Origin of the sequence: Xenorhabdus bovienii, assembly GCF_024721015.1 — a bacterium.
GTDB lineage: Bacteria > Pseudomonadota > Gammaproteobacteria > Enterobacterales > Enterobacteriaceae > Xenorhabdus > Xenorhabdus bovienii.
Map to the genome: position 1 here is coordinate 1 of NZ_JANAIF010000511.1, position 212 is coordinate 212.

The window sequence follows — 212 nt, forward strand, 5'->3', positions numbered from 1 at the left end:
GTTTAAGCCATCACCCGAAGTCCTGTTTTTTCAGCGCTTGTGATATTGAGTGATGGCTTTTTGGGTTTTAAGCAGTAAGCAATTAATCCACCTAATAAATTCAGCATCAAACTACGATGGCAGGAATGCTCAATTTGTGTGACGTTCTTAAGCTGATCATTGATGGTTTCGATGATGAACCGTTTAGCCAACATGGCTCTATCCCAAGCCGC

At 42.0% G+C, this 212-nt stretch carries 1 protein-coding gene; it reads right to left on the bottom strand.

The features are described 5' to 3' along the window. Positions 1-2: 2 nt before the first annotated feature. Positions 3-212: transposase (locus NXS07_RS21550; protein WP_258087712.1), on the bottom strand; the 210-nt coding region annotated here is incomplete at its 5' end.